The organism is Enterobacter cloacae complex sp. IR5384, assembly GCF_049237265.1.
Lineage (GTDB): Bacteria > Pseudomonadota > Gammaproteobacteria > Enterobacterales > Enterobacteriaceae > Enterobacter > Enterobacter cloacae.
Map to the genome: position 1 here is coordinate 103,858 of NZ_JBMKHJ010000009.1, position 23,771 is coordinate 127,628.

At 57.0% G+C, this 23,771-nt stretch carries 21 protein-coding genes; 8 read left to right on the forward strand and 13 right to left on the reverse strand.

Features of this window, described 5'->3' with window-relative positions; translation table 11 throughout:
• Positions 1 to 10: 10 nt before the first annotated feature.
• On the reverse strand, positions 11 to 352 hold the full coding sequence (gene cusF / locus ACOTX3_RS10355) for a cation efflux system protein CusF (RefSeq protein WP_058679091.1): 342 nt from the start codon (positions 350 to 352) through the stop codon (positions 11 to 13).
• 27 nt (positions 353 to 379) lie between these two features.
• On the reverse strand, positions 380 to 1,765 hold the full coding sequence (locus ACOTX3_RS10360) for an efflux transporter outer membrane subunit (RefSeq protein ID WP_058679090.1): 1,386 nt from the start codon (positions 1,763 to 1,765) through the stop codon (positions 380 to 382).
• A 162-nt stretch (positions 1,766 to 1,927) separates the two neighbouring features.
• Between ACOTX3_RS10360 and ACOTX3_RS10365 the strand changes: the two genes are divergently transcribed.
• Positions 1,928 to 2,611 (forward strand): copper/silver response regulator transcription factor, encoded by a 684-nt coding sequence (locus tag ACOTX3_RS10365; RefSeq protein WP_029883300.1) that lies wholly within the window; start codon positions 1,928 to 1,930, stop codon positions 2,609 to 2,611.
• A complete protein-coding gene (locus ACOTX3_RS10370) occupies positions 2,601 to 4,058 on the forward strand; it encodes a Cu(+)/Ag(+) sensor histidine kinase (RefSeq protein WP_058679089.1) in 1,458 nt (485 codons plus the stop codon). The genes ACOTX3_RS10365 and ACOTX3_RS10370 overlap by 11 nt, the downstream gene beginning before the upstream one ends.
• Here ACOTX3_RS10370 and ACOTX3_RS10375 read toward each other — a convergent pair.
• Positions 4,026 to 4,937, reverse strand: a complete 912-nt coding sequence (locus tag ACOTX3_RS10375) for a LysR family transcriptional regulator (protein WP_058679088.1) — start codon at positions 4,935 to 4,937, stop codon at positions 4,026 to 4,028. The two genes, ACOTX3_RS10370 and ACOTX3_RS10375, sit on opposite strands and share 33 nt — an antisense overlap.
• Positions 4,938 to 5,054: 117 nt before the next feature.
• On the opposite strand from ACOTX3_RS10375, the gene ACOTX3_RS10380 reads away from it, so the two are divergent.
• On the forward strand, positions 5,055 to 6,464 hold the full coding sequence (locus ACOTX3_RS10380) for an MFS transporter (RefSeq protein WP_250116797.1): 1,410 nt from the start codon (positions 5,055 to 5,057) through the stop codon (positions 6,462 to 6,464).
• 36 nt (positions 6,465 to 6,500) lie between these two features.
• Here the strand turns inward: ACOTX3_RS10380 and ACOTX3_RS10385 are convergent, their stop codons facing one another.
• The 3 genes from ACOTX3_RS10385 to ACOTX3_RS10395 are packed head-to-tail and all read right to left on the reverse strand — an operon-like array spanning position 6,501 to position 9,225.
• Positions 6,501 to 7,496 carry a DUF2891 domain-containing protein gene (locus tag ACOTX3_RS10385; protein WP_058679086.1) on the reverse strand — a complete coding sequence of 332 codons (996 nt, stop codon included), beginning with the start codon at positions 7,494 to 7,496 and terminating at the stop codon, positions 6,501 to 6,503.
• 23 nt (positions 7,497 to 7,519) lie between these two features.
• Positions 7,520 to 8,506, reverse strand: a complete 987-nt coding sequence (locus ACOTX3_RS10390) for a DUF979 domain-containing protein (protein WP_058679085.1) — start codon at positions 8,504 to 8,506, stop codon at positions 7,520 to 7,522.
• Positions 8,503 to 9,225, reverse strand: coding sequence for a DUF969 domain-containing protein (locus ACOTX3_RS10395; protein WP_013096573.1), 723 nt, complete (start codon positions 9,223 to 9,225; stop codon positions 8,503 to 8,505). Before ACOTX3_RS10395 ends, ACOTX3_RS10390 begins: the two co-directional genes overlap by 4 nt.
• A 215-nt stretch (positions 9,226 to 9,440) precedes the next feature.
• On the opposite strand from ACOTX3_RS10395, the gene ACOTX3_RS10400 reads away from it, so the two are divergent.
• Complete coding sequence (locus ACOTX3_RS10400; RefSeq protein ID WP_058679084.1) at positions 9,441 to 9,989, forward strand: winged helix DNA-binding protein; 549 nt, start codon at positions 9,441 to 9,443, stop codon at positions 9,987 to 9,989.
• A 2-nt stretch (positions 9,990 to 9,991) separates the two neighbouring features.
• Here ACOTX3_RS10400 and glgX read toward each other — a convergent pair whose 3' ends face one another.
• From glgX to treZ, 3 genes are read right to left on the reverse strand one after another with little or no spacing between them, the layout of a single operon-like run.
• Positions 9,992 to 12,067 carry a glycogen debranching protein GlgX gene (gene glgX, locus ACOTX3_RS10405; RefSeq protein ID WP_058679083.1) on the reverse strand — a complete coding sequence of 692 codons (2,076 nt, stop codon included), beginning with the start codon at positions 12,065 to 12,067 and terminating at the stop codon, positions 9,992 to 9,994.
• A gap of 15 nt (positions 12,068 to 12,082) precedes the next feature.
• The gene (gene treY / locus ACOTX3_RS10410) at positions 12,083 to 14,551 is read right to left on the reverse strand and encodes a malto-oligosyltrehalose synthase (RefSeq protein ID WP_127869160.1); all 2,469 of its coding nucleotides are present in this window, start codon (positions 14,549 to 14,551) and stop codon (positions 12,083 to 12,085) included.
• Entirely contained in the window at positions 14,548 to 16,332 is a 1,785-nt protein-coding gene (treZ, locus tag ACOTX3_RS10415) for a malto-oligosyltrehalose trehalohydrolase (RefSeq protein WP_058679081.1), read from the reverse strand. The genes treY and treZ overlap by 4 nt, the downstream gene beginning before the upstream one ends.
• Before the next feature lie 162 nt (positions 16,333 to 16,494).
• Here treZ and ACOTX3_RS10420 point away from each other — a divergent pair, with 162 nt between their 5' ends.
• The 3 genes from ACOTX3_RS10420 to ACOTX3_RS10430 all read left to right on the forward strand — a co-directional run bounded on the left by ACOTX3_RS10420 (position 16,495) and on the right by ACOTX3_RS10430 (position 19,291).
• Positions 16,495 to 17,235: a 5'-nucleotidase, lipoprotein e(P4) family gene (locus tag ACOTX3_RS10420; RefSeq protein ID WP_058679080.1), complete on the forward strand. Its 741-nt coding sequence runs from the start codon at positions 16,495 to 16,497 to the stop codon at positions 17,233 to 17,235.
• Between the two features lie 142 nt (positions 17,236 to 17,377).
• Complete coding sequence (locus tag ACOTX3_RS10425) at positions 17,378 to 18,364, forward strand: MBL fold metallo-hydrolase (protein WP_058679079.1); 987 nt, start codon at positions 17,378 to 17,380, stop codon at positions 18,362 to 18,364.
• A 15-nt stretch (positions 18,365 to 18,379) separates the two neighbouring features.
• Positions 18,380 to 19,291 (forward strand): LysR family transcriptional regulator, encoded by a 912-nt coding sequence (locus ACOTX3_RS10430; protein WP_058679078.1) that lies wholly within the window; start codon positions 18,380 to 18,382, stop codon positions 19,289 to 19,291.
• Here the strand turns inward: ACOTX3_RS10430 and ACOTX3_RS10435 are convergent.
• A complete protein-coding gene (locus ACOTX3_RS10435; RefSeq protein WP_058679077.1) occupies positions 19,282 to 20,166 on the reverse strand; it encodes a LysR substrate-binding domain-containing protein in 885 nt (294 codons plus the stop codon). The genes ACOTX3_RS10430 and ACOTX3_RS10435 overlap by 10 nt on opposite strands.
• A gap of 115 nt (positions 20,167 to 20,281) precedes the next feature.
• On the opposite strand from ACOTX3_RS10435, the gene ACOTX3_RS10440 reads away from it, so the two are divergent.
• The gene (locus tag ACOTX3_RS10440; RefSeq protein ID WP_058679076.1) at positions 20,282 to 21,772 is read left to right on the forward strand and encodes a UbiD family decarboxylase; all 1,491 of its coding nucleotides are present in this window, start codon (positions 20,282 to 20,284) and stop codon (positions 21,770 to 21,772) included.
• 27 nt (positions 21,773 to 21,799) lie between these two features.
• Here the strand turns inward: ACOTX3_RS10440 and ACOTX3_RS10445 are convergent, their stop codons facing one another.
• Genes ACOTX3_RS10445 through ACOTX3_RS10455 form a run of 3 tightly spaced genes read right to left on the reverse strand, consistent with a single transcriptional unit; the run spans position 21,800 to position 23,768 of the window.
• Positions 21,800 to 22,225: an ATP-binding protein gene (locus ACOTX3_RS10445; RefSeq protein ID WP_045294122.1), complete on the reverse strand. Its 426-nt coding sequence runs from the start codon at positions 22,223 to 22,225 to the stop codon at positions 21,800 to 21,802.
• A complete protein-coding gene (locus tag ACOTX3_RS10450) occupies positions 22,226 to 22,564 on the reverse strand; it encodes an STAS domain-containing protein (protein ID WP_045294124.1) in 339 nt (112 codons plus the stop codon).
• Positions 22,548 to 23,768 carry a PP2C family protein-serine/threonine phosphatase gene (locus ACOTX3_RS10455; protein ID WP_058679074.1) on the reverse strand — a complete coding sequence of 407 codons (1,221 nt, stop codon included), beginning with the start codon at positions 23,766 to 23,768 and terminating at the stop codon, positions 22,548 to 22,550. The genes ACOTX3_RS10450 and ACOTX3_RS10455 overlap by 17 nt, the downstream gene beginning before the upstream one ends.
• Positions 23,769 to 23,771 lie beyond the last annotated feature (3 nt).

Here is a 23,771-nt window from a genome sequence, read left to right on the forward strand (position 1 = left end):
CCGTTTCCCGCTATTTAATGCTTTTGAGTAAAGAGATATTGCCCTGCTGCACAAAAGAAAATTTCACGTGGTTGCCGACTTTTACGGCCTTAATACTTTCGTCTGCGTCAGTAAAGGTGAAACGCATGGTCATGGCGGGCCAGCCAATTTCCGGGATGGCTTCATGAGCGATCGTTACCTTTTTGTTTGTGAGATCAATGTCCTTCACGATGCCAGTCCCGGAGACAACCTGCTCTGTGGCCCCTTCGCTGGCAGCACTCATTTCTGCATGCTGATGAACCTCGGCCTGCAGGCCGGCAGAAAACATCATGGAGATCGCACCGAATACAACGGCCTTCATTGAATTACGCATATTATTTTCCTGTTGAGTTAATTAAGGTTATTCGACCCAACCGCCGCCCAGCGCGGTGAAGAGATTAATTTCATTAACCTGTCGGGCATAAATAAGGTCGAGAATGTTTTGCTGCGTGGAAAACAGCGCGCGTTCCGCGTCTAATACTTCGATATAACTGACCGCACCGCGGGTATATAACCCTCTGGCACGCTGCAGGGTGATGTTTAGCGAATCAAGATACCGCTGTTGCGCAGCAAGCTGCTGGCTGAGGCTGTCCCGCAGCGCGAGCGCGTCGGCGACCTGTTTAAAGGCGGACTGAATTTTTTGTTCGTAATTCACAACCGACTGCTGCTGGCGAATTTCGGCCAGCTTCAGGTTGGCTTTATTCCTGCCCGCATTAAAAATGGGAATGTCTATTTTGGGAATAAAATTCCACATGCCGCTGCCGGACGTGAAGAGGCCAGATAATTCCGTGCTGCCCGTTGAAAGCCCGCTGGTCAGGGAGATGGACGGGAAAAAGGCAGCGCGCGCCGCGCCAATATTCGCATCGGCCGCTTTAAGCTGATACTCCGCCTCCATAATATCCGGGCGCTGCAGCAATATTGCCGATGAAAGATGGGGCGGCAGTATTACCGGCACAATATCGCTGGCGTTCATTCCGCCGTCGCCAGGTAGCGCGCGATACGTTCCGAGGACCAGCTGCAGGGCATTATTGGCCTGTGCCAGCTCCCCCTCTCTTTTGGCAATTTCTGCCCGGGTACTTTCGATCTGCCCCCGGGCCTGCTCCAGCGCCAGCACGTTCGTGCTTCCCGTCACCAGCTGTTGCTCAACGAAGGCGTAAGACTGCTGATAATTTGACAGCGTATCCCGCGCGATACGCAGCTGTTTGTAGGCCAGCTGCTGGTTGAAATAGCTCTGGGACACATTAGCGACAAGCAAAATATGCACGGCACGACGGGCTTCTTCGCTGGCGAAAAAGTTTTGTCGGTCGGCATCGCTCATGTTCTTTAGCTTGCCAAAAAAGTCGAGTTCGTAGCTAAGCGCAAGTCCCGCGTCGTACTGCTGTGAGGTGGGTTTGTCACTCTTTAGCCCCCCGCTGTAAGTGACGCCCGAGGAGGCGTTCAGCTGAGGATAACGATCCGCATCCGTCACGTTGAACTGCGCCCGGGCCTCTTCAACCTTCAGCGCGGCCATTTTTATATCGCGGTTGTTCTTCAGGGCCTCTGTAATCAATCCCGCGATTTGCGGATCGACGAAGAAGTTGCGCCAGCCGGTGTCATGATACATGCCCTCCACGGGCGTCAGGCTGTTACGCGACAGCGAAAACTGCTGGGGTACCGGTGACGTCGGGCGCTGGTATTCAGGGGCCAGCGAGACGCATCCTGTCAGGATAAATACCGTAGTGATGCTTAGTCGTTTTAGCAGGAACATAGCGGTTCAGATGAATTCCAGAGTATTTTTAGGGCTACTCTACTGAACGCGTCCTGTTTGACGGGTGACAGGATAATGACAATGTTGTCATTTATGGCGTAAGTCATTGTTAACGGTCGCGGGTGCAATAGAATGTGCTGAGCAGCCAGTCGGGGAAGCGTGATGAAAATATTGATTGTTGAAGACGAAATTAAAACCGGTGAGTACCTCAGCAAAGGGCTTACGGAAGCGGGCTTTGTGGTGGATCGCGCTGACAACGGCCTGACCGGCTACCATCTCGCCATGACCGCCGATTATGACCTGCTCATTCTGGATATCATGCTTCCTGATGTGAACGGCTGGGATATCATCCGCATGCTCCGCTCTGCCGGAAAGGGAATGCCGGTCCTGTTGCTGTCGGCTCTCGGCACCATTGAACACCGGGTGAAAGGCCTGGAACTGGGGGCGGATGATTACCTGGTTAAGCCCTTTGCCTTTGCTGAGCTGCTCGCCCGGGTCAGAACGCTGTTACGACGCGGCAATACGGTGATCGCCGAGAGCCAGTTTACGGTGGCAGATCTGAGCATCGACCTCGTATCAAGGAAGGTAAACCGCGCCGGAAACCGCATCCTGCTCACCAGCAAGGAGTTTAGCCTGCTGGAGTTTTTTGTTCGCCATCAGGGTGAAGTGCTGCCCCGCTCGCTGATTGCCGCGCAGGTCTGGGACATGAATTTCGACAGCGACACCAACGCGATTGACGTCGCGGTGAAGCGGTTACGCGCCAAAATCGATAACGATTATGAACCGAAGCTGATCCAGACGGTACGCGGCGTGGGCTATATGCTGGAGGTTCCGGATGCAGAGTAAGCCCGCCAGACGCCCCTTCTCCCTGGCTCTGCGCCTGACGTTCTTTATCAGCCTCTCCACCATTCTGGCTTTTTTCGCGTTTACCTGGTTTATGCTCCACTCCGTTGAAAAGCACTTTGCCGAGCAGGATATCAGCGATCTGCAACAAATCAGCCGCGCCATGCACCGCATACTGCAGTCGCCCGCGGAGCCGGATGAAAAGAAAATCAGCAAAATCAAAGAGTCGCTGGCCAGCTATCGCAACGTTGCCGTCCTGCTGCTCGATCCCCGTGGCAATGTGCTCTTCAGCTCACAGGGCGAGGCCATCCGGCCAGCGGTGAATACCGCGGATTTCAGCGCCCATCGCCGCGCGCAGGATGTGTTTCTTTGGTCAGTGGAGGATGCTGGCAAGGCGATGCACGCCGGGTCCGACATGAAGATGGAAACATACCGGATTATCGCCTCGTCCGGCACGGCGACATTGCAGGGAAAAGAACAACACTATGTCATGCTGATCGGCCTCTCCATTAATTTTCATCTTCACTACCTCGAGGCGCTGAAAAAGAACCTGATTGCCATCGCGGTGGCGATCAGCCTGCTGATTATTCTGCTCATTCGCATCGCGGTACGTCAGGGACACCTGCCCCTGCGTAACGTCAGCAATGCGATAAAAAATATCACCTCAGAGAATCTGGATGCGAGGCTTGAGCCGTCGCGGGTGCCGGTTGAGCTGGAGCAGCTGGTGATCTCGTTTAACCACATGATTGAAAAAATTGAGGATGTCTTTACCCGTCAGGCAAATTTCTCTGCCGATATCGCCCATGAGATCAGAACCCCGATCACCAATCTGGTAACGCAAACGGAAATTGCGTTAAGCCAGAACCGCTCGCCGAAAGAGCTGGAGGATGTGCTGTACTCAAGCCTTGAAGAGTACAACCGGATGACCCGAATGGTCAGCGATATGCTGTTCCTGGCCCAGGCGGATAATAATCAGCTGATCCCTGACCGGGTAACCTTTGATTTGAGCGCAGAGGTGATGAAAGTCTTTGATTTCTTCGAAGCCTGGGCGGAAGAACGCCATATCACGCTGCGTTTTAACGGCACGCCCTGCCTGATAGACGGCGATCCGCAGATGTTCCGGAGAGCCATCAATAACCTGCTCTCCAATGCCCTGCGCTATACGCCGGACGGAGAAACGGTGACCGTGTCGGTAAGTGAAAAGGAAAACGTGTGCAAGCTGATCGTTGCCAACCCCGGCAAGCCGATCCCTGAAGCACATTTGCCCCGGCTGTTCGACCGCTTTTACCGGGTGGATCCGTCCAGACAGCGAAAAGGCGAAGGCAGCGGGATCGGCCTGGCGATTGTGAAATCCATCATCACCGCGCATCACGGCAACGTGCGTGTGGAATCCGATGCTGTGTCGACCCGTTTTATATTATCGGTGCCGCGACTGATGGCACACCGCTAGCACCTTCTCTCTGAGCCACCGGTGGCCCGGATCCTGTTCCATCCGCGGGTGCCACATCTGAGATACGGTAATGGTCCGGGTGTTGAACGGCAGTTCAAAGATGTGCACATTCTCGCTCATCGGTTGATTCAGCAGATACAACGCCGGGACCATCGCAATCAGATCGGACGCCAGCGCCACGGATAACGCAGTCGGAAAACCGGGCACCACGCTGGCGATTTTGCGTTTCATCCCCCGCGCGGCCAGGGCATCATCAACAAAACCGTGTGAAGAGCCATTTGGCGCGGTCACCACATGACCCCATGCGACATAATCCTCAAGGCTGACTGTTGGCAGCGCCGCCAGCGGATGCCCTTTGCGCACCGCGCCTACAAAGCGGTCCTCAAAGAGCCGCTGCAGACGAATTTCGGGCCCCATGTTGCTCTGCACACCAATTTCCAGGTCAACCAGCCCCTCCCGCAGATAACGCGACGTTTTCTCCGGTTTTGGGGCAAAGCGGATGCAGACATCCGGCGCTGCTTCCGCAACGGCCGCAATCAGCAATGGACCAAACGCCACCACAAAGCCATCATTGGCTCTGACGGTAAACACCCGTTCAAGATTTTCTGCCCGGAAGGTGTCCGTTGAAGGCTGCAGCACCGCCCTTGCCTCATGCAGCGCATGTCGGGCGCGATCCCGGGTGGCTTCGGCCCACGGAGTCAGCACCATCTGACGACCAGCCCGCACCAGAATCGGATCGCCGGTGACCTCACGAAGCCTGCTCAGCGTGCGGCTCATGGCTGAGGTGCTCAGGTTAAGACGCCGCGCCGCGCCCGCCACGCTGGCTTCAGCCAGCAGGATATCGAGTGCGACAAGCAAGTTGAAATCAGGATCGGTCACAAAACCTCCTCATACAGGGCGTTTGATGCAACATATAAGTGCAAATGCTGCGTCTTCCGCCCTGTATAACCCATTACTATAGTGTCGTCATCAACATTCTTGCCTGGAGATAACACGATGACGCTCTTTTCATACCAACCCGGCGACGAAGGATTACCGGGACATGAACGCGCCCGGGTGATGGCTGCGGTGATGACCACCACGTTGATGGGCGTATTCGATGGCACCATGATCAACATTGCCCTGCCATCAATGGCCAGCGCGATGCAGGTGCCCACGAATGTCGCAGTCTGGTTCGCCAACGGTTACCTGCTGTCAGCGGCAATGACGTTAGCCATCTTCGCCGCACTCGCCGCGCGCGTGGGTTACCGCCCGGTGTTTCTGGCAGGACTGGCTACGTTTACCCTGACCTCGCTCGGCTGCGCGCTGGCAACAACGCCGGAAATGCTGATCGGGATGCGTATTTTGCAGGGTATCGGCGGCGCGGCCACGCTGAGTATTGCCCCGGCGATCCTGCGCTCGGTGTTCCCGGGACGGCTGCTTGGCCGCATTCTGGGGCTGCACGCTCTGCTTATCGCCGCCAGCACCGCCATTGCGCCGGTGCTGGGCGGAACAATACTCGACGTACTGAGCTGGCAATGGCTGTTCGCGATCAACATTATTCCCGGTACCGTTGCCCTGCTGCTGGCCTGGAAAGCGCTGCCGCGGGCGAGGGCCTCTGATACGTCCCCGTTCGACGTGCCCGGTGCCCTGCTGTCCGTGATCCTGCTGGGGTCGATGATCATGGCGGCAAACAGCGTAGAGAATACAATGCACGCCATCAGCACCGTTTGCTGGGCATTTGTCGCCACGGTCAGCCTCATCGCTTTTGTCTGGCATATCCGCCGTGCCCGGAGCCCCATCCTGCCGCCGGTGATATTCAGCAACGGACGGTTTACCCTCGCCGCGCTAACCTCGCTGGCCTCGTTTGTGAGTCAGGGCATTACCTTTATCGCGCTGCCGTTTCTGTTTCAGAGCGTGTACGGCTATAGCCCGGCGATCTCCGCTTTACTGTTCACCCCCTGGCCGATAGGTATCGTACTCATTGCGCCGCACGCGGGCCGTTGGGCAGACACGATCTCCGCCCCGTTGATCTCCACGCTTGGACTGATGATTTTTGTCGTTGGGTTGATTTTGCTGGCGACGCTGCCTGCCAGCCCTTCTGCCTGGGATATCTGCCTCAGGAGCCTGGTGTGCGGCATCGGCTTTGGCTGTTTCCAGAGCCCCAATAACCGTGAAATGCTCTCTAACGTTGCCCGGGAGTACGCCAGCTATGCTTCCGGGGTATTGTCCATCGTCAGAACGTTCGGCCAGTGTCTCGGTGCCGCCGTGGTGGGAGTTTTGCTGGCTGCGACCGCAGGGTCAGACCATCAAATGCTGGATGACGGTGCCGTTCATCTTGCGCTGTGGATCGCGGTGATCGCGTCAACTGCGTCAGTATTATTTAGCGTTAGCCGACTGCGTCGCGCGCGACAGGCTACGGCATAAATGCCAGGGCAGCGTCATGCGACGCTGCCCCCATATTTACTCCAGCGCCAGCAGCGCAAAACTCGCCAGCCAGTGCCCACCGCTGTAGTGGCTGCCGACAACATGCTCGACGCTCGCCGTCAGGTGTTTCGCCACCGCATCACGCAGCACCTGCTGCGCCGGATGATCCTCCGGCAGCGCACTGGCAATATGCTTCATGCACCAGGCGCGGCTGAGGTTTAATCCGTCCAGATGCGCAATTTTGGGGTCGGTACGGTCGCTCACTTCTGCCGGGTTCATCAGCGCTGAAACAGCCCCGATATTCGGCAGAAACGCGTCGAACCAGGCCGGGAAATTCTCCGCGACCTTGCTCATCAGCAGAGCCTCTGTCAGCGCGCCGGACACATACTCATCGCCCCCCGGTTCATAGTGAGCCGGATACTGGGTATCCGCGAGATAAAACCGCGTCGCCGCCTCCAGAATGGCACTCTCCAGCGCGTTATCTTCCACCGCCCGGGCGTAATCGATCCCCAGCGCGAGGGCAAACGCGGTGTTGTAATGCGTGCCAACCCGAATCGGGTACGTCAGCTTACTGAGGTAATCCACCAGACGGTTGCGAATGTCCTGCGTTAACGGCGCAAGCGTCTGATACCAGCCTGCTGCCTGCGGCAGCGATGACTGTTTCAGCTCCTGGGCCAGTGCCAGCAGCCAGCCGTAGCCATACGGACGCTCGAACGAGGCGCGGAACGGCGCGTTGAAATAGGCCAGCTCCTGCGCCACCTTTTCTGGCGTGAGATGGTCGGCAAACAGCGTGATAATGTCATCCCGGCACGACAGTTCCGGGTAGAGGCGCAGGCAGCGCAGCAGCAGCCAGTAGCCGTGTACCGCCGAGTGCCAGTCAAAACAGCCATAAAAAATGGGATGCAGTTCGCGCGGCGGCAGGACGTCCCCGTCATCATTGAGCAGATGCATAATATGGTTCGGGTATTCCTGGCGCAGATAGGTCAAAGGCATTCTGGCAAAAGCATCAGCCTGGTGTTGCGTTAATTCCATCACAGCTCCTTAGGTTGCCACGCTTAGCGAAACACGAGGAAATACATTAAGAACACGTTGACCACCAGCAGGGTTAACGCGGTCGGGATCTGGATCTTAATGATCTGATATTTGTCTTTCAGCTCCAGTAACGCGGCGGGAACGATGTTGAAGTTCGCCGCCATCGGCGTCATCAGCGTGCCGCAATAGCCAGCGTACATACCAATCGCCAGCAGCGGTGCCGGATTACCGTGATGCACGTGGATCAGAAACGGTAAGGCGATACCGGCGCTCAGCACCGGGAAGGCCGCAAAGGCATTACCCATGATCATGGTGAACAGCGCCATGCCGACGCAGTAAATCACCACCAGCATAAAGCGGCTGTCCGGGTTCACAAACAGGCTGACCACCTTCTGCACGGAGTTGCCGGTATTGGCCACCACAAAAACCCCGCCCAGCATGGCCAGCATCTGCGGCAGGATCACCGCCCAGCCAATGGTATCCACCAGGCGGCGAGACTGACGGACGGCATGCAGCGGCGTACCTTTTGTCAGCCACCAGCCGGTAAGGATGGCCGCCACACAGGCCACGCACAGCGCCGCCAGCGTGAGCTGTTTTTGATCGAGCAGGTAAACCCCGCCAATCGACACCCCTTTCAGGAACAGCGTGCCGATAACCGTCACCACCGGGATCATCAGGGCCGGTAAAAACAGCCAGTTTTTCAGCCGGTTTGATGAGGCAATACGCTCAGGCTCACTGGCCATTTTGTACTGCCCTTTACCGACCAGCCCAAAGCCTGCCAGAAGGGCAATTACAATCACGGCGCCGCCAATGATCCGGTACGCCAGCGAGCGGCCCAGCTCCTGCACCATCAGGTCACCGAACAGGAAGATCCCACCGAACAGAAACCAGAACAGTGCCGTGGTAAAACGTTTGGGGTTGGCGCGATCGCGCAGGGTCATGACCACCAGCAACATCACGACGAAGCCAATCAGGTAGTACACGCGATTAATGGTGAGCAGTGTCATCATGGCGCGATCTCCTGCGTTCCCTGCCCGGCTTTCCACGCCATCACGTCACGGCGGATGCTGGCATCCAGCCTCAGCAGACGCGTCATATGAATAATCAATGCCGCAATCGCCGTCGGGATCGCCCACAGGCCGATATGCAGCGGTTCAATACCCTGAATACCGTTCTCCTTCAGGAAAGCGTCGATCAGCAGCACCGCCCCGAAGGCGATAAAAATATCTTCGCCAAAAAACACCGCGATATTGTCGCACGCGGCGGCATGGGCTTTGATTTTGTCGCGAATATGCTGGGGCAGTTCGCCGTACTCGTTCAGCGCCGCCCCTTCGGCCATCGGTGCCAGCAACGGACGCACCGTCTGGGCATGACCACCCAGCGACATCAGCCCCAGCGCGGCCGTCCCCTCGCGGGCGACAAAATAGATCATCAGAATACGCGCCGAAGTGGCGCTGGCGATCTTCGCCACCCACGCCTGTGCGCGCTCTTTTAGACCGTAATATTCCAGCAGACCAATAACCGGCAGGATCAGAATGAATGTAGCCAGAGAGCGGCTGTTGACGAACTTCTCGCCGAAGGTTTCCAGCAGCATGCCGAAATCCATCCCAACCAGCAGACCCGTCGTCAGCCCAGCTACCACGACCACCAGTAGCGGGTTGAAGCGCAGGGCAAAACCAATAACCACCACCGGGATCCCGATAAGCGGCAACAGTGTAGAACCGTCCATAAACGTTACCCTATCCAAAGTGAGCGTTGCGCGCCGACGGCTATTTTTTTAATTTGCGGCGAGCGATGTTGTGTTTTCCGTCAGGCTTCGAAAACCTGCGTTAAAAAGCTATATCTGAACCGCAAAAACATGTAAACAATTTATCAATAAAATGTTCTTATTTTATCGATGAGTTTACATTTCCGGGCAACAGCCACACTCCCGTAAGGAACGTTATGACCCTGAAGAAAAGTGCTGCATCAATGAATCACGACGATATTAACGACGGCCGGATCGTCTCCTCCCGCCATCTGGTTTCCGAGCGCTGCGCGGAGCTATCGGAGCTGGAGTACGCGCTGATCATGACCAGTAACGCGTTCAATAAATGGATGGTGCGCTGCATGACCGCGGCCGGTGAGCCGGATATGGGGGCCTTTGACGTCTCGCTTTTGCATCATGTGAATCACCGCAGTCGCAAGAAGAAGCTGGCCGATATCTGTTTTGTGCTCAACGTGGAAGACACCCACGTGGTGACTTACGCGTTGAAAAAGCTGGTCAAGGCGGGCTACGTCACCAGTGAAAAGGCAGGAAAAGAGCTTTTCTTTTCCACCACGGAGGCGGGAAAAGCACTGTGCATGAAATACCGGGATGTGCGCGAAGCGTGTCTGATCAACATACATGCCGAAAGCGGGATTTCGGGTGCCGCTATCGGTGATACCGCCCAGCTGCTGCGCACCATTTCATCCCTGTATGACACCGCCGCACGGGCGGCGGCATCACTTTGACATCACGGGCGTCTGAAGAGAGTAATACTGCGCCCCGCCAGTTCGTAATCCACGGTCCGGGTGATGACCTCGCCCGTGGCAACCTCCCCCGCCGTGGAGAGCTCCAGCACCCAGCCTCCTTCACCAAACTGCGGGATCTGGAACGACACGGCGCCTTCGAAGGGGTTGAACAGCATCAGCACGTCGTGCCAGATCCCCTCCTCCTGGATGAGATCGGGCCGGCTGATGGAGACGCCGATTGTCGAGCCTTCCTCCCATTGCTCAGACTGCTGCGGTCCTCCTCCGGCGTTAAACCAGCGGATCTCAAGACCGTCTCGCCAGCTCTCCCGGCGCAGCAGCGGCTGTTTCGCCCGAAGCGCAATCAGGTGCCGGGTAAACTCACGCAGCGCGACGTCGTTTTCTGACAACCCTTTCCAGTTGATCCAGGAGATCTCGCTGTTCTGGCAATAGCCGTTGTTGTTCCCTTTTTGCGTCCGGCCAAACTCATCCCCGGCCAGCAGCATCGGTGTACCATGGGAGAACAACAGCGTGGTGAGGAAGTTCCGTTTCTGCCGTTCACGGGTGGCAATAATGTCCGGGTTCTCGGTCGGGCCTTCCTCGCCATAGTTATACGAGCGGTTATCGTTATGCCCGTCGTTGTTCTCTTCACCATTATCGGCGTTGTGTTTCTCGTTGTACGACACCAGATCGTTCAGCGTGAAGCCGTCATGCGCGGTAATAAAGTTGACGCTGGCCCACGGGCGACGCCCGCGTAAATCATAGAGATCGCCCGAGCCCAGCAGGCGGGCGGCAAAATCAGTGGGAACGTTATCGCCCCGCCAGTATTCACGAACGGTATCGCGATATTTGTCGTTCCACTCGCCCCAGCCGGGCGGGAAGCCGCCCACCTGATAGCCGCCGGGGCCGATATCCCAGGGCTCACCAATGAGCTTGAGTTTTGATAAAACCGGATCCTGGGTCATGGCATCAAAGAAGCCGCCGCGCGGATCGAACCCTTCTGGCTCGCGCCCCAGTATCGTACCCAGATCGAAGCGAAAACCGTCGATATGCATCGATTCCGCCCAGTAGCGCAGCGAATCCATGATCATCTGCAGCACACGCGGGTGTGAGGTGTTCACCGTATTCCCCGTGCCGGTGTCATTGATGTAATAGCGATGCTGATCCGGCAAGGTGCGGTAATAGCTGTAGTTATCGATACCCTTGAACGAGAGCGTCGGGCCAAGCTCATTGCCCTCTGCCGTGTGGTTATAGACCACATCCAGAATCACCTCGATGCCCGCGTCATGATAGGCGCGGACCATATCGCGAAAACCCTGGATCCCTGCAGGGCCGTAATAGCGTGACGCGGGCGCAAAAAAGCCCAGCGTGTTATAGCCCCAGAAATTCTTCAGGCCGCGGTCCAGCAGGTGCTGATCGTCCGGGAACCAGTGAACCGGCAGCAGCTCGACGGCGGTGATACCCAGACTTTTGATGTAATCGACCGAGGCTTTATGCCCCATGCCTTCAAAGGTGCCGCGCAGCTCGGGCGGTATCGCCGGGTTGAGCTGGGTAAAGCCTTTCACATGGCTCTCATAGACCACGGTATGCGGCCAGGGGATCGCTGGCCGCTGATGGTCCTGCCAGTCAAACGCATTCGGATCGATAACCCTGCATTTTGGAGTGAACGGCGCGCTGTCACGCGTATCAAAGCTCAGATCCAGCGCGTCATGACCCAGTTCGTAGCCAAAATGGGCATCATTCCAGTCGATATCGCCCACCAGTTCACGGGCATAGGGATCGATGAGCAGCTTATGCGGGTTAAAGCGATGCCCGTTTTCCGGATCATAAGGCCCGTAGACGCGATAGCCATACAGCGCGCCGGGCTGGAGGTCGGGCACATAGCCATGCCAGATCTCGTGGGTATATTCCGGCAGCTCCAGACGGGCGATTTCCGTTTTACCGGAGGGGTCAAACAGACAGAGCTCCACCCGCTCGGCGTGAGCTGAAAAAAGCGCGAAGTTAACCCCTTTCCCGTCATAATTTGCACCCAGCTGCTGGCCATGACCGGCCCGTATGTCAAACGTATTTTCCTTTGCCATTTTCGTTCTCCACGATTATTCGCAGGTAAGCAGAACTAACAAACTTCCTGTTTCAGACGTTAAATCCAGCGTCTCCCGCAGCGCCCGACGTTCACCGGTAAACAGATCCCGGTAGCGTTTCCCGGAAAGCTCTTCGGGGATGACGACCGAAGTGTTGGCCCACAGCGTTTCGTTTGTGGGGGTAGCAAAAACCAGACGCGGTACGGCAACAATCAGCGCCTCCCCGTCCTTCACGCGGGCGTAGACAATCAGGTTTTCCTCGCGCTCGCCGCTGACCTTCAGCGGCAGCCAGTCGCCGTACTGGAAGAGCGGTAAATAGTGCTGCCGGACGCGTAACAGCGTGGCGGTGACATACTGCTTCACCCTGCCGTTTCGCCACTGCTGTTCGTCGGCAAAGAGCTTTGCGTCGGCGCTGCTAAGGTTTTGCCTCAGCGTGGCGAAATCCGGCTCCAGCCGGTTATCCGGGTCGACCAGGCTAAAATTAAGCGCCTCGCTTCCCTGATAGATATCCGGTACGCCCGGCGCCGTCAGTTTGATCACCGTCTGGCTCAGGCTGTTCATCAGCCCGGCGCGGATAAAGGGTTGCAGGGAGGACGAGAAATCATGCAGGAACAGCGTGTTCTCAGGGGACAGCAAGTGCCGGACGTAATTCAGCACCACGCTCTCATAGCTCTCATTGCTGTCGATCCAGTCGGTACGCTGTTTGGCCTCGCGCAGCGCTTTCTCAATAAACCCGAGGAAACGCGCTTCGAGAGACTTCAGCCCTTCACCATCGTCAGGCGACAACGTTGCAGGCCAGACGCCCGCCAGCGCCTGGTAGATCATCCAGGTATCGGCCGCGTTTGGCGCGGTACCGTCATTGAGAAAACGCACCTGGGTCTGGTTCATCTGTCGCCAGCGCGCCAGATTTTCACCCCACTGTTCCGGGGCTTCCGTCAGGGTGTAGAGGCGCGCCCGCGCGTCTTCCCCGCGCTTGGTGTCGTGCGTGGAGGTCCCCAGCAGCGCATCGGGCTGACGGGCCAGACGGATGCGCATCTCCTGGTGAAAGCGGGATAACGAGAACGCGCGCGGGGTGGGATCGGCCCCCACTTCGTTCAGGGCGAGCTCGAGGTTATGGCGGAAAAAGAGCGTATCTTCCACCGATTTCGCCATCAGCGGCCCGGTAAGCTGCTGGAAGCGGGTTCTGAACAGCGAGGCTGCATCGCGGCTGCTGGCGTCCAGGTCGCCGGTGAGGATCCTCACCAACAGGCTTAACGCCGGTTCCGGTGCGTCGACGCTGGCAACAACGCGGTTCAACAGCGCGACATCCGGGGCGGTTAACCCGTCGGCGGTGCCGTAGGTGCGGTAGACCGGAAACGCAATCAGCAGTTCGCGCAGCGTGTAGCGTATGTCGTCCTGCGGCACGTCAATGTCGTTGCATCGGGCAAGGTCGGTGGCAATGTTAAGCAGCGTTGTGAATTCACCCTCAAAATTGCGATCGGTCATCAGCCCTTTAGCGTTGCGAAGTTCCGCATGGCGATCGACCGTCACGCCCAGCGTCTCGTCGTGGATTTTTTCCAGCCGTCCGAGGTTATTATCGTCGACCAGCACTTCGGCCAGCGAGGCGATAAACTCATATCCGGTGGTGCCGGATACCGGCCATTCCGCAGGCAGTTGTTCCCCTTTGGCGAGAATTTTTTCCACCGTGATATAACAGTCGGGACCGGTTGCCTGCCGTAACCGCTGCAGGTAACCCAGCGGGTCGGCCAGCCCGTCGATATGGTCAATGCGCAACCCGTCGACAATACCTGTATGCACGAGCTCGAGGATCAGGCGATGCGTATCCTGAAACACCCCCTCGTCTTCCACTCTGACGCCCACCAGGCCGGTAATTTCAAAAAAGCGCCGCCATGAGAGCTGTTTCGGCGCTTCCCGCCAGGACATCAGCCGCCAGCTCTGCGCCTCGTGGATCGCCTCGATGCTTTTCTCCGCAGCCCATATTCCGGGGTTAAGCGGATAGGCTGTGTCATAGTAGACCAGCGCGGCCTCACCGGTGACACTGTCACGTTTCAGAGTAATTGCCCCCTTCACCAGCTCGGCCTCAAAGGTGTCGCCAAGGAACGGCAGCGTCAGCTGGCGCGACCAGTCAATATCAAAATAGTGCGCGTAACGGCTTTGCTGACCAAACGCGATAACGTCCCGCCACCAGCGGTTTTCCAGCGAGGTCGACATATGGTTAGGGACGATGTCCAGAATGAGCCCCATTCCCGCCTGCCTGAGTGCCGCCGTCATGCGGTCGAAACCGGCGCGCCCGCCAATGGCAGGATCGATTTCGTTAGGATCGGTGACGTCATAACCGTGGGTTGAACCGGTGGTGGCGGTAAATATCGGTGAGGCATAGAGATGGCTGATCCCGAGGTCTTTAAGGTATGGCACCAGCTCCACCACGCGGTCAAAGGTCATGCCATTGCGGAACTGTATTCGGTATGTGGCACAAGGGATCATGATGCGTCTCCATCTGCAAAACGAACGACAATGCTGTTCGGCGCTAACACCTCAGCGGCCTCCGGCCAGCTAAAGAGCGTTTCGCCTGCCAGCGCAGGAACGTCAACGGGCTTATTACCGATATTCAGCGCCAGCGACAATGTCCCCGTCGGGAAAGACCAGCTCACCGCCACCATACCGGGAGCAGTCTTAACGATTTTGCCCTCAACGGTGCCGCCAGGGCGAAGTAACGGCACAAGATAGCGATGCCGCAGGACCAGCAGGCTTCGCGTGAAGCGCAGCCAGGATTTACCCTGCGCAGTCGTCACGTTGTGCCAGTCCAGTTTTGAGCGGGCAAAAGTCTGCTTGTCATTCGGATCCGGTACATCGCCATCGTGTCCGCTGTGGCCGGTAAACTCTTTTGCCCGCCCTTCCCGCACGGCTTTCGCCAGATCGCCATGAAAATCCGTAAAGAACAGGAACGGGTTGGTTTCGCCATACTCTTCGCCCATAAACAGCAGCGGGATATGGGGTGACAGCAGCAGCGCGGCGAGCAGAACGCGGGTTTTATCCGCGCCCGCAAGGGTAATAAGCCGTTCGCCCTGGGCGCGGTTACCGGTTTGATCGTGGTTTTGAATAAAATCGACAAAGAAGGTCGGCGGCTGGGTGTGGCATTCCACCCCGCGTGAGTGTCCGGTCTGCAAAGAGACCTCACCCTGATAGACAAACCCTTCTGCGAGTGCTCTGGCGAATTTTTTTTCCGGTTCGAAGGCAAAATCCTGATAGTAGGCATGCGTTTCGCCGGTGGCAAAGACGTGGGCGGCGTTGTGGAAATCATCATTCCACTCGGCGGTAAACAGCGGCGTGGCTCCCTTTTCATCGCGTGGATGCAGGAAAATCACGTTACGGCTGTCCTCGGTGGTGAGATGGATATGACGATCCGGGAGCGCTTCGCGGATCGTTTCTGCGATCTGCTGAAGAATATGTTTCGACGCCGTATCTTTAATCTGGTCGATGGCATCAAACCGTAAGCCATCCAGACGGTATTCGGTCAGCCAGAACAGGGGCGCGTCAAGAATGTAGTGTCTGACCGGCTCCCGTTCATAGGCGATACCGTTACCCCACGGCGTCATTCTCTGCGCATCAAAAAACGCGGGTGACAGCAAGGGTAAGTAGTTCCCTTCTGGGCCGAAATGGTTGAGTACGATATCCAGCACGACAGAAAGGCCCAGGCCGTGCGCCGCATCGATGAACGCGTGAAAATCCTCCGGCGTGCCATAGGCGGAATGCGGGGCATACAGCAATACGCCGTCATAGCCCCAGCCGCGGCTGCCGCCGAACTGTGAAACCGGCATAACTTCAAGCTGGGTGATGCCGAGTTCAGCCAGATACGGCAGCTTGTCGATAGCCGCCCGGAAGGTGCCCTGCGGCGTAAAGGTGCCAATATGCAGTTCGTAAATCACCGTCTCTTCCCACGGTCGCCCTGCCCAGTCTGGGTTGATGGGCTGATAGCGGCCGGGGTCAATCACCACGGAGGGGCCATTAACGTCCCCTTTCTGCGCCCGCGATGCGGGGTCAGGTACCGCCATGCCGTCCTGTAAAACGAACTGATACTCGGTGCCATGCGTCACGCCAGGTACGTCAATCTGGAACCAGCCGTTCCCGACCGCCGTCATGGGCAGATCGCGTTCTGCCAGACGTAGCGTAAGTTGTTGTTGTCCCTCAGCCCAGACGCGAAAACGTACAACGTCACTGGAAATAAACTCAGCACCCCACTGCTTTTGAAATGTCCTGAATTCCATTCATTGTCCTCGAATGACCCACATTTTACGCGGAATGAAGTACAAGCTTAGTTCAGGATCGAAAGCACGTTTCAACAGAGCCCCAATGTGCAACCGTCATTTTTCTGTCACTTAAATTCATTACGCTTTCGTCATTTTGACAAGGGTGTTAAGGAAACAATAATGAATTCAATAGCTAAGGCATTACTGGTGGCATTACCGATGTTGAGCGCAACCGCTACCGCGGCAAATAATGAACTGTGTGAACCAAAAGCCTACGAAATGGCGCTGCGCTACCAGCAGAAGTCAGCTGAAATCATGGCGCTTCAGCTGCAGACGTACCGTTTTGCCACCGGCCGTTTTGACGAGAAAGTGAAAGATCTGAAAACGCCAGAAAATTACGCGGTGGTCATGGATCTGGATGAAACCGTGCTCGACAACACCCCGCTGCTGGTGCGCGACATGGAACAGTGCCATGACTACACCCAATGGGATACCTGGAGCGACTGGGAAAAACAGGGAAAACCCGGCCTGATCCCCGGCGCGAAGGCGTTTCTTGAGCATGTGAATCAAAGCAAGGTGCGTATCTACTATGTCTCTGACCGCATGCAGGAAAATAAAGCAGATACCATCAACACGTTAAAATCCCTTGGCCTGCCGCAGGTCTCGGACGACAGCGTGCTTCTGGATACGGTGAGTAAAGAAGAGCGCCGCCAGAGCATCCTTAAAAAACAGCAGATCATTATGTTGTTTGGCGACAGCCTGCCGGATTTCGCCGTGCAGTTTAAAAACAAAAAACCGAGTGAGCAGCAGCGCGAGCTGGTTGAGGCAAACGCAGAGCATTTTGGCAATGACTGGATTGTGCTGCCTAATGCCGCTTATGGCTCATGGTCAAAAGCCACGCCGGACAGCTGGAAGCCGTAACAATCTGCCCGCCGGGCACGGTATTGCCGTTGCCCGGTCACCCCACTGAGCTATCCATCCCATTTATAGGTCCTATCACTGTTGAGCGGGTTCTTAAATTTTGATGCATAAGTAAGATGAGGACTTACTAAAGGAGATCATCATGCTTACTGTCAAGAAACTTGCCCTCTCTACGCTCATCACCAGTTCACTGCTCTTCTACCCTGCGCTGCACTCCCTGGCAGAGACGCCTCAGCACGTGGTGGAACAACCGGCGGGCGGTTACAGCGTTCAGGTGGGCGACGTGCTGGTTACGTCGTTTACGGACGGCAGCGTCGCGCAGGATCTGCACACGCTGTTGCGCCGGACCACAGCGCAGAAAACCGATGCGTTACTGGCGAAAAATTTCCAGGCTAACCCGGTTGAAGCTTCCATTAACGCCTTTCTGATTGCGCTGCCGGGACACAAAATTCTGGTCGATACCGGTTCCGGCCAGCTTTTTGGTCCGGGCAACGGCGGGCGTTTAATCGAGAGCCTGGCAACGCAGGGGATCAAACCGCAGGACATCACGGAAATCTTACTGACGCACGCGCATTCCGATCATTCCGGTGGCCTGATAAAAGACGGTAAGGCGGTATTTACCAACGCCCGCGTGTTCGTGGGGAAACCGGATATCGACTTTTTCTTCAATGAAGAGAATCAGAAAAAAACCGGTTACGATCAGAACTACTTTGACGTGGCACAGAAGACTTTAAAACCGTATCTTGATGCCGGCAAAGTGGTGCCTTTTACCGGTACATCAGCGCTGCTGCCGGGTATTACCGGAACGGTTCACCCCGGCCATACACCGGGCTCGGCCTTCTATACGCTGGAAAGTAAAGGCGAGAAAATTACCTTCGTGGGCGACATTATCCACGTCGCTGCGGTACAGTTCCCGCAGCCTGATGTGACCATCGCCTACGATGAAGATCAGGACGGAGCAGCCCGAGTGCGCAAGCAGGCCTTTGACGACTTTGTCAAAAACAGAGATCTGATTGCCGCGCCACACCTGCCGTTCCCCGGTATCGGTTATGTCACCAAAGGCGAACGCGCGGGCTATGCCTGGGTTCCGGTTACCTATACCAACCGGGACGCCAGCACAGCTAAATAAACAACGGAAAACAACATGACGCCATTTTCAGACCTGGATATTGACCTGATATTGACGTTGGATGCACTGCTCACCGACCGGAACATCACGCACGCCGCCGCACGTCTGGGGGTCAGCCAGCCCGCGCTGTCAGCCCGTCTTTCGCGCCTGCGTGCCATTTTTGGCGAGCCGTTGTTTATCCCTTCCCCACATGGACGTGGGGTGTTGCCCACACCCCGTGCCGAGGCGCTGAGGCCTCAGATCGCGGCCGTTCTGCGTGGCATCAGCGCGATGCTTGCCCCCACCGGGTTTAACCCCCGCGAGAGCAATCGCACGTTCGTCATTGCCCTGCATGAAAACCCGGCCCTGATGCTTGGGGCTGAACTGCTGAATCACATCAGACGTGAAGCGCCGGGGATCCGCCTGCGTTTCGCCCTGCCGGAGTGGGTGAACCTGACCCAGCAGCTGGAAAGCGGAGACGTTGATATTTACATCGGCGTGAGTGCGGGCGCGCACGACGGCTGGGTCAGACGCAAACTGTTTGAAGACGCGTTTGCTACCGCCCAGCGCAAAGGGCATCCTCGCGGTACGGGGCCGCTGGATCTGGCGCAGTATTGCGCACTCTCTCATCTGGTAGTCTCCTCCCAGGGCGATCCATTTACCGGCTTTGTCGACCAGACGCTGGCCGGGCTGGGATATCAGCGCAACGTGGTGATGTCCACGCAAAGCTATGCCATGGCACCGCCTCTGGTGGCGGGGACTGACCTGATTTGCACCTTACCGGGACGCATGTTGCAGCAGTTCGCCACCACACTCGATATTTTCCCGCCCCCGCTGCCACTCCAGCCGATCGCCATCAGCATGTTCTGGCATCCTAAAAACAGTCAGGACACGGCGAACGCCTGGCTGCGCGAACAACTGCTGCTGGCCGCCGGGCGTCAACCCTGAGCAACGGTGGTGAGGAATTTTTTTAAGACTTCAGAACGAATGATTCGGTGACAAACCAGCGTCAGTTCGCTCTCCCTGAGCCGATCAATAATGTCGACGTAAACCACATTCCCGACGCTCACCGCCCTTGCTGAGGCGGGCAAGAGCGCAATGCCAAATCCCGCCGCGACAAGGCTGATGACGGTGGGCACGTCGGTGGCATTCTGCACCACCTCCGGCTGGAAACCCGCACCGTTACAGGCGTCATAGAAATATTGTTCCAGCCCCATGCCTTGCGGATCGCGCAGCGAGATCCACTTTTCGTCCTTCACGGATGAAAGCGTCAGTGCGGATGACGTGGCCAGGGAGTGTTGGCGAGGCAGCGCCAGCACCGTTTTCTCTGAGGTAAAGGGGCGAGATTGCAGATCGTCAGGTAACGCAGGCAGCGGAGCCCGGATAATCGCCACGTCCAGCTGGTTGGTCTGCACGGCTTCGTAAAGCGTCTGCACGTTCCCGGTCATCAGCGAAATGGCAATCGCGGGCCAGTTCTCGTGCAGCTGGCGCAGCGTTGCAGGCAGCTTACCGTCGAACATCGCACTCGATACACATCCCAGATTCAACACCCCCTGTTCGCCACGGGCGGTTTGTCTGGCGTCCAGCACGGCCTGCTCGGTCATCGCAATTGCCAGCCGGGCTTTGACCAGAAACGCGTCTCCGGCAGGCGTCAGGGTTAAGCGACGATGTGCACGGCTAAACAGTGTGACGCCCAGACGCGCCTCCAGCGCTTTAATCTGCTGGCTCAGCGCAGGTTGCGCCATGTTCAGACGCTCCGCGGCGCGGTGCATATGGAGCTCTTCAGCGACCACCAGAAAATTACGCATCAGACGAAATTGCATGATGAAGTCCCGCGAAAATTGATAATAAAATTCTTATCAAGATAGCATCAATGATGCAATTGATGCTATCTGTCGTTCGCCCAACAATGGAGGTCAGCCATTAAGGGAGAAAAACATGCAAAACCCCATCAACGATCTCAGAAGCGCCATCGCGTTGCTGCAACGCCATCCAGGTCACTATATCGAAACCGATCACCCGGTAGATCCCAATGCTGAACTGGCGGGCGTCTACCGCCATATCGGCGCGGGCGGTACCGTAAAACGCCCCACCCGAACGGGCCCGGCCATGATGTTCAATAGCGTGAAGGGCTACCCTGGCTCCCGCATCCTGGTAGGTATGCACGCCAGCCGGGAAAGAGCGGCGCTTCTGCTGGGTTGTGAACCCTCGAAGCTGGCGCAGCACGTTGGTCAGGCGGTGAAAAACCCCGTTGCACCGGTGGTGGTTCCGGCCTCGCAGGCACCGTGCCAGGAGCAGGTCTTTTACGCCGACGATCCGGACTTTGACCTGCGTAAGCTGCTTCCGGCCCCGACCAACACGCCGATTGATGCAGGCCCGTTCTTCTGTCTGGGGCTGGTACTGGCAAGCGATCCGGAAGATACCTCGCTGACCGATGTGACCATTCACCGTCTCTGTGTGCAGGAGCGAGATGAACTCTCTATGTTCCTTGCCGCCGGTCGCCATATCGAAGTCTTTCGCAAGAAGGCCGAAGCGGCGGGCAAACCGCTGCCGGTAACCATCAATATGGGACTTGACCCGGCTATCTACATTGGGGCCTGTTTCGAAGCGCCAACCACGCCATTCGGTTACAACGAGCTTGGTGTCGCCGGGGCATTACGCCAGCAACCGGTGGAGCTGGTACAGGGCGTGGCGGTAAAAGAGAAAACGATTGCGCGGGCGGAAATCATCATCGAGGGCGAACTGCTTCCCGGCGTGCGCGTAAGAGAAGATCAGCACACCAACACCGGCCACGCCATGCCGGAGTTCCCGGGCTACTGCGGCGAGGCGAATCCATCTCTGCCGGTGATCAAAGTGAAAGCCGTGACGATGCGAAACCACGCGATCCTGCAGACGCTGGTGGGCCCGGGCGAAGAGCACACCACGCTTGCCGGTTTGCCGACCGAGGCCAGCATTCGCAACGCGGTCGAAGAGGCCATTCCCGGCTTTCTGCAAAACGTTTACGCCCACACCGCCGGAGGCGGTAAATTTCTCGGCATTTTACAGGTGAAAAAACGCCAGCCGTCAGACGAAGGACGTCAGGGCCAGGCGGCACTTATCGCCCTGGCCACCTATTCCGAGCTGAAAAACATTATCCTCGTGGATGAAGACGTGGATATCTTCGACAGCGACGATATCCTGTGGGCAATGACCACCCGCATGCAGGGCGATGTGAGCATTACCACGCTTCCGGGGATCCGCGGCCACCAGCTGGATCCGTCGCAGTCGCCGGACTACAGCACCTCGATCCGTGGAAATGGCATTTCCTGCAAGACTATCTTCGACTGCACGGTGCCGTGGGCGCTGAAGGCGCGGTTTGAACGGGCGCCGTTCATGGAGGTTGATCCCACACCGTGGGCGCCGGAGCTGTTTGCGACGAATAAGCAATAGTCCCACAGCACGCGTATGGTCATCGGGTCATACGCTTATTTTCTTTTCAAGCGTGGCGATATTCTCACCCGCCACGCGCTCCACCGTAAAACGATCGACGCTCAGCAAAATCAGCATCAACCCTCTGCCGCTCTCCAGCAATGGCGATGTTTCACAAAATCGGTCTCGTCTGGCGGCATCAAGCCGCTCCTGCGGGAACGCCTCACCTGCGTCGGTAAAGATAAGGCAGACGTCGCTGTCGCGGATGTCGAACCGCACGCGGAATGCGCTTGAGGGATCCTCATGCAACGCATGCCGGATGATATTCGTCGCCACTTCACAGACGGCGAGATCGAGCGCGAAACGCCATTCATCATCAACGGTAAGCGCGCATAGCCTCTCTTCCAGCCAGCTTGCCAGCGGCGTCAGCGAGCCGAGCACCGCCGGAAATTCTGCCTGCTCCGGCGTCTGCATTTACTGCCCCAGCTGCGCAAGCGCGGTGCTTTTATCCGGATAGATGCGAAATATGCGATCCATCCGGGTCAGAGTGAACATATTCATGATCCCTGGGTTCAGGGAACATAGCGCCATTTCTCCTTTGCCATTCATCAACTTGAACAACGACACCAGCATCCCCAGCCCGCTGCTGTCGATGAAATCTACTTTGCTAAAGTCGACAATGAGGGCTTTACGATCGCTGCCAATTTCTTCCGTCACAGTGGCTTTAAACGCTGCCGCAACGGAGGCATCCAGCCGCCGGACCGCCGGCGTAAGTACGTTGGCATGCGGTAATCGTTCAGTGTTCATCATCATTCTGTTCTCCCTGCCGCTCAATTACTAATAGTGAAACATCGTCAGTTAAGGCGGTCGGTTCATCGCGATGTGCGTTACGCCAGTCGGTCAGGTGTTGACCAAACTGTGATAACAGTTCATCAACAGGCAAACGGGCGTGCTGATGAAGCCAGCGCTGGAGACGTTGCGGGCCAAACTGCTCGCCCTCGACATTCTCACATTCCGTGATCCCGTCACTGAATAAGCATAAGCGATCCCCTGGATTGAGGGTAAACGCCACATCGTCCCAGCTGAGATCGGGGATCAGCCCTACAGGCGGTCCGCCGTCACCCACGGCGGTGACGGCACTGTCTGCATTCACAATTACGGGGGTAGGATGCCCTGCCTGACACAACAATCCCTGACCCGTTGCAGGATCGATTACCCCGTAGATAATGGTGAAATAGCTGGTGATGTCGTTCTCTTCACTGCAAAACCGGCTATTCAGAATTCTGATCACCTCAGCGGGAGACTGAACCCCGCCCGCTTCGGTAAACAAGAACCGGTCCACCACCCGGCCATGTAAAAACTGGCGCGCAACCGCGAGGGACATCATTGCCGCGCCTACGCCGTGACCGGAAACATCGACGCAATAAAAACCCAGATGGGAATCGAGCGCAAAAATATTAAAGACGTCGCCCGAGACCCAGGCTGAGGGTAAGAAAAGCCAGTCGGAAAAGTAATTGCCATAACGTAAGCGGTGCGAAGGCAGCACGGAGTGCTGGACACGCGCCGCCAGCTCAAGATCCTGTTCAAGCTGGTGTAAGGCCTCGCTCAGACGCTTATTGTGCGCGGCGAGCGTCGCTTCCAGCGTCAAAATGCGCCCTCCTGCGTGTAACCGTGCCCGTAGCTCTGCCTGCTCGACGGGCTTACTCAAAAAATCATCGGCCCCTGCATGAAAACCCTGCGTCAAATCGCCCGTGTTCTCGCGCGCCGTTAACAGGATGACGTAAACGTAGTGACCCCATTCGCGGCTACGGATCGCCTTGCACAGAGCCAGCCCGTCCATCACGGGCATTTCCCAGTCGCTGATCACCATGCTGACGGGCTCGCTGGCCAATATCTCCAGCGCGGCGACGCCATTCTCCGCCTCGCTCACGATGTAGCCCCACTGGGTGAGCATCCGGGAGAGTAAGCGACGATAAATCAGCGAATCTTCAACGATTAAAACGTGCAGCGCTGACATGCA